This window comes from Streptomyces sp. NPDC004752 (assembly GCF_053601275.1).
Window position 1 is genome coordinate 1 of the sequence record NZ_JBSGBN010000297.1, and the last position, 1,772, is coordinate 1,772.

General features: G+C 68.1%; 3 protein-coding genes. All 3 read left to right on the top strand.

Annotated elements, in window-relative coordinates:
* The first annotated feature begins 513 nt into the window (after positions 1–513).
* The 3 genes from ACWEKM_RS46475 (at position 514) to ACWEKM_RS46485 (ending at position 1,695) form a co-directional block, all read left to right on the top strand.
* On the top strand, positions 514–1,182 hold the full coding sequence (locus ACWEKM_RS46475; RefSeq protein WP_451627357.1) for an SGNH/GDSL hydrolase family protein: 669 nt from the start codon (positions 514–516) through the stop codon (positions 1,180–1,182).
* Between the two features lie 36 nt (positions 1,183–1,218).
* Positions 1,219–1,389, top strand: a complete 171-nt coding sequence (locus ACWEKM_RS46480) for a hypothetical protein (protein ID WP_451627358.1) — start codon at positions 1,219–1,221, stop codon at positions 1,387–1,389.
* 87 nt (positions 1,390–1,476) lie between these two features.
* Positions 1,477–1,695 carry a hypothetical protein gene (locus ACWEKM_RS46485; protein WP_451627359.1) on the top strand — a complete coding sequence of 73 codons (219 nt, stop codon included), beginning with the start codon at positions 1,477–1,479 and terminating at the stop codon, positions 1,693–1,695.
* Positions 1,696–1,772 lie beyond the last annotated feature (77 nt).

Here is a 1,772-nt window from a genome sequence, read left to right on the forward strand (position 1 = left end):
CCGTGGCCGCGGCAACCTCCTCCTGGGCCTGGCTCAGCACCTCCATCCACGACTCCAGCTCCTCCCGCGCCCGCGCCTCACGCTGTTCGAGCAGATTGATCACCGACGGCATCGCGCCCTCCAGGCCCGACAACAACCGTCCGCTGCCTGCCCCTACCCCTTCGCGATCATGCCCCGAACAGCAAGAAACCCCTGCTCATCGGGCAGGAGTTCCGTTTGCCACAACGCTCTGAGTCGCTCCCTCCCCTCCCTGGGCAGCGGCGGCATCCGCGGGGCGGGACGAGACGGTCCCCGGGGTTGAGACCTGTAAAGCTCCTCCTCCTGGCTGATCGGTGCTTTGACCAGGGGTGATCGGGCGTCGGAGCCGTGGTGTCGGCGGCATATCGGGGGCTGTCGGTCCGATGTCGGCCTGATGTCGGCGGGGTCTGACACCTTTCGAGAGGTCTTGCCGCGGGCGCCCATCTGACTACGGGTTTCCGTTGTCCTCTCTTCACCCGAGCTCAAGGAGCGCACATGACGATCACTGTCCGACCGGGAAGCACCGTGATGTTCACCGGCGATTCGATCACCGACTGCCAACGGCTGGCGAGCGAAGACGGCCTCGGGTTCGGCTACCCGCTGCGCGTCGCGGGTGAGTGGGGACTCCGGCACCCGGACCGTCCCGTGACCTGGCTGAACACCGGAATTGGCGGCCACAAGGTGATGGACCTCGAAGCCCGCTGGCAGACAGACGTACTCGACGCACACCCGGACGTGGTGTCGATCCTCGTCGGGGTCAACGACATGGGCTGGCACACGCTGGACCCGAAGGGGTATGTGATTCCCGCGGAGGAGTTCGAAGCGGGTTATGACCGGCTGCTCGCTCCCCTCGCCGAGGCGGGTACGAAGCTGATCCTCATCGAACCGTTCCTCCTGCCGATCCGCGGCGTCGTCGAGGCCGGGGCCGGATACGCACTCATTGGAGAGGAAGAGCGAAAGCGATGGCGCACCGACCTGGACCCGAAGATCCAGGCCGTGCGCAAGCTCGCCCGCAAGTACGGTGCGCATCTGCTCGACGCCGACGACATGTTCGCCGAACTCGCTGTGACGACCGGGCCGGAGTATTGGGCCGCGGACGGCGTACACCCGACGCCGGCCGGTCACGCCGCACTCGCGGCGGCCTGGCTGCGCCTGGTCGCGTGACCGGGCCTCGCGATCGCCCGCGACCTGCAGACGGCCTTGCCCGAGGCGATCGCCGAGCCCCTCACCCGGACCAAGGCCGTCCGGCAGCGGGCCGTACTCGAACTCCGGGAGACCCTGGCCCTCACCAGGGTCGCGGCACTCCTGGACCTGTCCGTTGCCGCGTCGACCAGTTCGCCAAGGGCAAGTAACCGGGCACTGCTGGGCTGATCATGGACGCGTCGGCGTCCACTGGGCCGTCGGGAACGTCCGAGATCAGCGCAAGGTGGTGGGGGCCAGCCGGATCGTCTGTGGCTGTTGCATCCGGAGGCGTATGGGCTTGGGCTTGCCGGCCGCTTCCACTACGCCGCCTTCGCCTTCCTCCTTGGCGTCACCCTCGGGATCCTCATCCGCCGCACTGTCACCGCCATGGCCATCACCCTCGCGGCCTTCGCCGCACTCCAGATCGCCATGCCCCTGTACCCGGCCTCGCCGTGGCCGTGGCCGCCTTCTACGCCTGGTGGATCCGCGGTCTGACCAGCGTCTCGCCGAAAGAGGTCATTCCTTGGAGTGACACCGGCGCCGGATGCCGTCGTCCGGGGGAGTGACGGCGG

Excerpts from the sequence above, each read along its gene's own strand:
- ACWEKM_RS46475 (WP_451627357.1), top strand. The coding sequence starts at position 514 with ATGACGATCACTGTCCGACCGGGAAGCACCGTGATGTTCACCGGCGAT.